The 6,648-nt window shown below is 58.3% G+C and carries 7 protein-coding genes; all 7 read right to left on the bottom strand.

Translation table 11 applies throughout. The annotated features are described in order from the left end of the window. Nucleotides 1-19: 19 nt before the first annotated feature. On the bottom strand, nucleotides 20-805 hold the full coding sequence (locus PFH44_RS23505; RefSeq protein WP_283826319.1) for an SDR family oxidoreductase: 786 nt from the start codon (nucleotides 803-805) through the stop codon (nucleotides 20-22). Between the two features lie 93 nt (nucleotides 806-898). Further along, nucleotides 899-1,696: an SDR family oxidoreductase gene (locus PFH44_RS23500; protein WP_133596723.1), complete on the bottom strand. Its 798-nt coding sequence runs from the start codon at nucleotides 1,694-1,696 to the stop codon at nucleotides 899-901. Between the two features lie 66 nt (nucleotides 1,697-1,762). Beyond that, complete coding sequence (locus PFH44_RS23495) at nucleotides 1,763-2,830, bottom strand: ABC transporter permease (protein WP_045854402.1); 1,068 nt, start codon at nucleotides 2,828-2,830, stop codon at nucleotides 1,763-1,765. A 17-nt stretch (nucleotides 2,831-2,847) separates the two neighbouring features. Continuing rightward, on the bottom strand, nucleotides 2,848-4,392 hold the full coding sequence (locus PFH44_RS23490) for a sugar ABC transporter ATP-binding protein (protein WP_045854403.1): 1,545 nt from the start codon (nucleotides 4,390-4,392) through the stop codon (nucleotides 2,848-2,850). A gap of 1 nt (nucleotide 4,393) precedes the next feature. Then, entirely contained in the window at nucleotides 4,394-5,014 is a 621-nt protein-coding gene (locus tag PFH44_RS23485; protein ID WP_283826318.1) for a DUF2291 family protein, read from the bottom strand. 43 nt (nucleotides 5,015-5,057) lie between these two features. After that, nucleotides 5,058-5,993, bottom strand: coding sequence for a D-ribose ABC transporter substrate-binding protein (locus tag PFH44_RS23480; RefSeq protein ID WP_045854405.1), 936 nt, complete (start codon nucleotides 5,991-5,993; stop codon nucleotides 5,058-5,060). A gap of 132 nt (nucleotides 5,994-6,125) precedes the next feature. Further along, on the bottom strand, nucleotides 6,126-6,648 hold a 523-nt coding region (locus PFH44_RS23475; RefSeq protein ID WP_283826317.1), incomplete at its 5' end, for an FGGY-family carbohydrate kinase.

Below are 6,648 nucleotides of genomic sequence, written 5' to 3'. Positions count from 1 at the left end.
GTCGAAGAGGCGGCGCGGTTTACCAGCAGATAAATCCGCCGTCGACCACCAGGTCGACGCCGGTGCAGAATGACGCGGCGTCGCCGGCGAGGAACAGCGCCGGGCCCGCCATCTCCTCAACTTTCGCCATCCGCTGAATCGGCGTCTGGCTTTCGAATTCGCGGGTCTGATGGACCATTTCCGGGCGGGTGTTCATCGGCGTGGCGGTATAGCCGGGGCTGATGGAGTTGACGCGGATCCCCTTGCCGACCCACTCCATTGCCAGGCTTTTTGACAGATGGATGACGCCCGCTTTAGAGCTGTTGTAGTGCGCCTGCTCAAGGCCGCGGTTAACGATAATGCCGGACATGGAGGCGATATTAATGATCGAGCCGCCGCCGGATTCCAGCATCAGCTCCGCCTCGGCTTTACAGGAGTTCCACACCCCGGTGAGGTTGATATCAATCACCCGCTGCCACTGCTCGGCTTCCATCTCCAGCGCCGGGTTGGCGTTGGCGATGCCGGCGGCGTTCACGGCGATATCCAGGCGGCCGAAGCGGCTTTTCGCCAGCGCGGCGGCGGCGCGGAGATCGCCGAGCTGGCGCACGTCCCCGGTATACAGGCAGGCCTGGCCGCCGATGGCTTCGATGTTATTCACGGTCTCGGTGAGGCCGCCGTCTTCCCGCAGATCGAAGCACACGACCCGCGCGCCGGCGCTGGCCAGTCCGTAAGCGATGGTCTGGCCGATCCCGCTGCCCGCGCCGGTGACGAAGGCGACGCGTCCCTGCAGATTAAACAGCTGTTGAGCAAAATCTTTGGCGATCATAGTCGTTACTCTGTTAATGAATATTCCGTGGCCCGGCGCGGTATCCGGACCATCCGTAGTGAAGCCTCGCTGCCCGACATTCCCCCGCGGGGATCAGGACATAATCAGGCCGCCGTCGATGTTAATCGTTTGTCCGGTGAGGTAGCGCGCGTCGTCGGAGGCGAGAAACGCCACCAGCCCGGCGACATCCTCCGGTTTCCCCGCGCGCTTCATCGGAATACCTTCAACCCACTCCGCCATCAGCTCGCCTTTGGCGTAGCGCTTGCTATCGCTGCTGAGGATCTCCCCCCACACGCGGTCGTTGTAGTCCCACATTTCGCTCTCGATAATCCCGGGGCAGAAGGCGTTAACGGTGATATTCCACGGCGCCAGCTCGTGGGCGAGGCTTTGGGTAATCCCGATCACGCCCATCTTGCTGGCGGCGTAGTGCGGGGTGTAGATAAAGCCCTGGCGGCCCTGGCCCGAAGAGGTGTTAATCAGGCTGCCGTGGTTCTGCTTGACCATGTACTTAGCCGCTTCGCGGCAGCACAGCCAGACGCCGGTGGTGTTGACCGCCAGCACCTTCTCGAAATCGGCCTTTGGCATACGGTCGAAGTAGTCGATAGTGATCACCCCGGCATTTTGAATGGAGACGTCAATGGTGCCAAAGCGCGCGGCGGCCTGCTCATACAGAGACTGAACCTGGGCCTCGTCGGTGACGTCGACCTCGAGGGAGAGAATCTCCGCCTGGTAGCGCTGGCGCAGGGTTTCCGCGGTCTCATGGACGCGAGCGGCGTTAGAGACCATCACCAGCCTGGCGCCATCGCGCGCAAAGCGTTCAGCGATCCCCGCGCCAATGCCGCGACAGGCTCCGGTAATAACAATCGTTTTGTTGTGAAAATTTCTGTTCATATTAGTTTCCCTTTAGCGAGGCCGGGCGGGCGACGCCCGGCGCAATGAGTGTTGTCCGTCGGCGTATTAGCTGGAGGCGGCGCCGCCGGGCAGCGCTGCGGCCTGCTTCTCTTCGTGACGACGCATCAGGATGACTTTGTTCTGCAGCTTTTGCTGGAACTGGTCAACGACGACGGCGGTCACAATCACCACGCCTTTAATGACCATCTGCCAGAAATCGCTGACCCCCATCATGACCATGCCGTCGGCGAGGAATACGATAACGAAGGCACCAATAATCGAGCCGGTGACCCGGCCCCGGCCGCCCGCCAGCGCCGTGCCGCCGAGCACGGTGGCGCCGATGGCGTCCATTTCAAACATGTTGCCGGTCATCGGGTGGGCGGTTTGCAGCTGGGAGGCGACGATCAGCCCAACGAAGGCGGCGCAGAGGCCGGAGAAGGCGTAGACGAAGATTTTCGCCTTCACGATAGGCACCCCGGCGAGGCGGGCGGCGGACTCGTTGCCGCCGATCGCGTAGATGTAGCGACCCAGCGGCGTTTTGGTCGTCAGCCAGTAGCCGAGCACGAGGAAGGCGATCATCAGCCAGATGGGCAGATAAATCCCGAGCACGGTGCCGGAGCCGAGGATCGAGAAGCCGGTATTCCCCAGCGCTTCCATGCCGTTGAGGTTAGGGTAGGTGCTGCCGTCGTTAAACAGCAGCGCGGAGCCGCGGGCAACGTACATCATGCCGAGCGTGCAGATAAAAGGCGCCACGCCAAAGCGGGTGATCACGGCGCCGTTAATAAAGCCGACCAGGATGCCAAAAATGGCCACGCAGAGGATCACTTCGGGGACGTTAAAGAAGATAACGCTGCCGTTCCACAGGGGCAGCCCGTTGGTCAGCAGGGCGCCGGCGACCATGCCGCAGATCCCGGCGACGGCCCCGACCGAGAGGTCGATACCGCCGGTGAGGATCACCAGCGTCATCCCAATGGCCAGCAGGCCGGTAATCGCCACGTGCTGGGTCATGATCAGCAGGTTAGAGGCGGTCAGGAAATTCGGTACCATCACGCTGAAGAATGCAATAACCAGCAGCAGAGCGATAAACGTTCTGGCCTTCAGCAGGTACATATAAATCATATATTTCTGGTTCATGATGGTTTCCAGCCTGATTAATCTTGGGGTGTTGAAGCCGCGATAAGCTTTTCGCGGGTAACCGCATGGCGCGGCAAATCGGCGGTAATACGGCCATCGGCCATCACCAGAATGCGGTCGGCCAGGGCCATAACCTCATCCAGCTCCGAGGAGGAGAACATGACGGCCAGCCCCTGATGCGCCATTTTGCCGATCAGGTGATAGACGTCCGTTTTGGCGCCGACGTCAATCCCGCGTGTGGGTTCATCGAGGAACACCACCTGCGGCTGCGTCATCAGCGCTTTACCCAGCACGACCTTCTGCTGGTTGCCGCCGCTCAGGGAGGTAATGGGCAGCTCGGGGTCGCTGACCTTGATGGCGAGCTGGCGGATCATCTCCTTCACGCTGGCGCTCTCTTTATGCGGATTCAGCCACTTCCACGCCCGTCTAAAGCCCTGCAGGCTAAAGTCAGAGAGCGTCATGTTGGATTGAATGGACATCATCTGCACCACGCCTTCGCCCTGGCGATCTTCCGGTACCAGCGCCAGCCCCTTTTTTAAGCGGGTTTGAAAGTGGGCTTTGCCGATATTCTCGCCGTTGAGATGGACGCTGCCGGTCTGGCAGGTCATCAGGCCGATCAGCCCCTTAAACAGCTCGGTACGCCCGGCGCCCAGCAGGCCATAGATGCCGATGACTTCGCCTTTATTGAGCGTGAAGGTCACGTCGTTAAGCTTGTAGCCGCCGCTGTGATGCAGCGCGGTCAGGCCCTCGACGGCAAGCACCGCTTCACCCTGCGGCGCCGGCTGATAGTCGAAGTGCTTTTTCTTATCCCCAACCATCTGCTCGATGATCCAGGGAATGCTGGCGTCGCTGACGGTGCGTTCGCTGATAAAGCGGCCGTCGCGGAAAATAGTGATGTGGTCGCCAATCTCCATCAGCTCTTCCAGGCGATGGGAGATATAAATAATGGTGACGCCGCGTCGTTTTAGCTGCTCAATCACGTTAAACAGGATCTTCACTTCCGACTGGCTGAGCGCCGAAGTGGGCTCATCCATAATCAGCACCCGGGTATCCTTTGACAGCGCGCGGGCGATTTCCACCAGCTGCTGATGGCCGATCCCCAGCTCGCCCAGCGGGGTGTAGGGGTCGACATCAAGCTCGAGCCTTTCCAGCAGTGATTTCGCCAGTTCGTACTGATATTTTTCGTTAATTCGGCCTTTCTGGAAAAATTCGTTCGCCATGAAAATATTATCCATGACGTTCATATTGGGGAATAAATTAAGCTCCTGGAAAATAATGCTGATCCCCTGACGTTCGGCCTGGTGAGTTGAGCTTAATGAAACTTCGGCACCGTCGAGAATAATCTGTCCGGAGGAGGGCGTTTCGACACCGGCAAGCATTTTCATCATGGTGGATTTACCCGCACCATTTTCTCCGATCAGAACGTTTACTTTATTTCGATATACCCGGTAATTAACGTTATCTAAGGCGATAACTCCCGGATAAACGCGGGACAGCTCGCGCGTTTCGATAATAACTTCAGATTCGACTGGTTGGGGAGCGACGATGGGTTGCGACGGCATCTTATTGTCCTCCGGAGCGTACGATTTTGGCTGGCGTAATATCGGGAACCGTTTGCGGAATATCCCAGGCGGAGAAGACGCCATATACTTGGACCGTTTCGCCGCTTTTTACCTGCGCGGCCTGGATCATTTTCAGCGCCTGTTCATTAATGGCCCGGCCGTATTCACCAAACAGCACCTGGTCATTAAAGTCCTGATAGCTGGTGCCTTTATAGCCATCGCGCAGCTGGGTGCCGCGAAGCGTCGGGCCAATCTGCACCGCTACCGGGCCGGCGGCGCCATCTGCAACCGTCATTTTGCCGCTGCGGGAGGTGGCGTCGATCTTGTCGATTTTACCCGCTACCGTGACGTAAAAAATGCACGGGTTCTCCTCCTGAGAGCGGTAGCCCAGAGCCTGACAGGCGCTGTCGAAATCTTTAGCGGCGCGCAGGGCGGCCATCAGTTCGCTGACCGGACGGGCCTGCGCCACAACCTGCGGCACGATGCTGTTCTGCCAGGTTTGATCGATATTTGCCATGTGCGGATTGGGCGGGGATTTAAGATCGGCCAGCTCCTGCTGGGAGACGATACGACAGCCCCCGAGAGTAAGAACGGCCAGTGCCAGCCAGGTTTTTTTGTACATATCACTCTCCTACGCGCCCCCGAAGGGGCGCAACAACCCGAACTCAGGATTTGATGTTGAAGTCCTGAACTTTATCTGCGTTATCTTTGGTTATCAGAATGCCGCGGAACATGACGCGCTGCTTGGCGGGCTTGACGCCTTTTTGCAGGTAGTTATCGAGGTCGGTAACGCCCTGCGCCGCAATCGACTGGGCCTGCAGCATCACGGTTGCCTGCAGCGTGCCGGCCTTAACCGCATCGCGCTCGTCGTTGCTGCCGTCGATGCCGACGACCACGACGTCAGTCCGGTTTGCCGCCTTGAGGGCGGCGATAGCGCCAAGGGCCACCGGTCCGTTGCCGCAGATCACGCCTTTGACGTCGGGATGGGCCTGCAGAATGCTGTCCATAATGCGCTTGCCGTCAATGAGCGTACCCTTGGCATCCTGTTTAGCGACGCTGACCATATCCGGATACTGGTCAATGACCTGGTGGAATGATTTAGATCGCGTGACGCAGTTATTATCCGCAAGGTTGCAGGTCAGTTCGGCGTATTTGCCTTTTTCCGCCATTTTCTCGACAAAAACGTTAGCCACTTCCGAACCGGCCTGGAAGTTATTATGCGTAATCTGTTCAAGGGCCACGTCGTCGACAGGAATTTCCCGGTTAATTAATACGATCGGAATACCCGCCTTTTTCGCTTTTTCAATCGCCGCGACGCTGGCGGTTGAGTCGGCGTTATCCAGAATAATGCCCTGAACTTTTTTACCGATGGCGGTATCAATCAGTTCGTTCTGTTTTTTTACATCTTCGCCATGAGACAGAATGGTTGTTTTATATCCGAGTTCTTTTGCTTTCTCGCTAGCCCCTTTGGCTTCAGAAGCGTAATACGGGTTATCCAGCGAGTTAACCATGATCATGATGGTGCCTTTTTCTACTGCCTGAGCAGTAAAAGAAAACGCGGTCAGGGTTGCAGCAGTTAAAAGCGTTAAACGTAATTTCATGACAATGTTCTCTCTGTGTTGTTATTGTCGGGTACGGTGAAACAACGTAAGGCCGTAAAGGCGGTTGTATGGGCCGGAATTCTCCTTCTGTTAGTGATTAAGGTTCGTCACCCGCGGATCCCCTGGTAGGCGTCAGGCGGTTGTTGCCGGTTTCCATAATGTTCTGTCCACCGCATGGCGCCACTCCTGCCATCTTGCCTGCAGGCGCTGGTGGCGGGCCATGTCGGGGCTAAATTCACCGTGTGCGGTTAAAAAGGCCGCCAGGTCGACCGGTTCATCGGGATTGAGCGCCTTGCGGGCCAGCAGGGCTGCGCCAATGGCCGAGAGCTCCGGCACGTCGCTGCGCATCACCGGGCAGCCCAGCAGATCGGCCTGGTACTGCATGAGCCAGTCATTTTTGGTCGGTCCGCCGTCGACCATCAGCGCCGAGAGGCTGAAATCATCGTGCTGGCGCATGGCGACAACCACATCGGCAATCTGGTAGGTGATCGATTCCAGCGCGGCGCGGATCAGGTGCGCGCGCTTAACGCCGCGGCTCAGCCCGCAAATCACGCCGCGGGCGCTATCGTCCCACCACGGCGCGCCAAGCCCGGTCAGCGCCGGCACAAAATAGACCCCCATCGTCGACGAAACCGAAGCGGGCAGGGTGTTCAGC

The organism is Klebsiella sp. Ech2A (assembly GCF_030078455.1).
Taxonomy (GTDB): Bacteria; Pseudomonadota; Gammaproteobacteria; order Enterobacterales; family Enterobacteriaceae; genus Klebsiella; species Klebsiella terrigena.
Note: the sequence above shows the minus strand (reverse complement) of the source record. Positions and strands in the feature narration are given on the sequence as shown.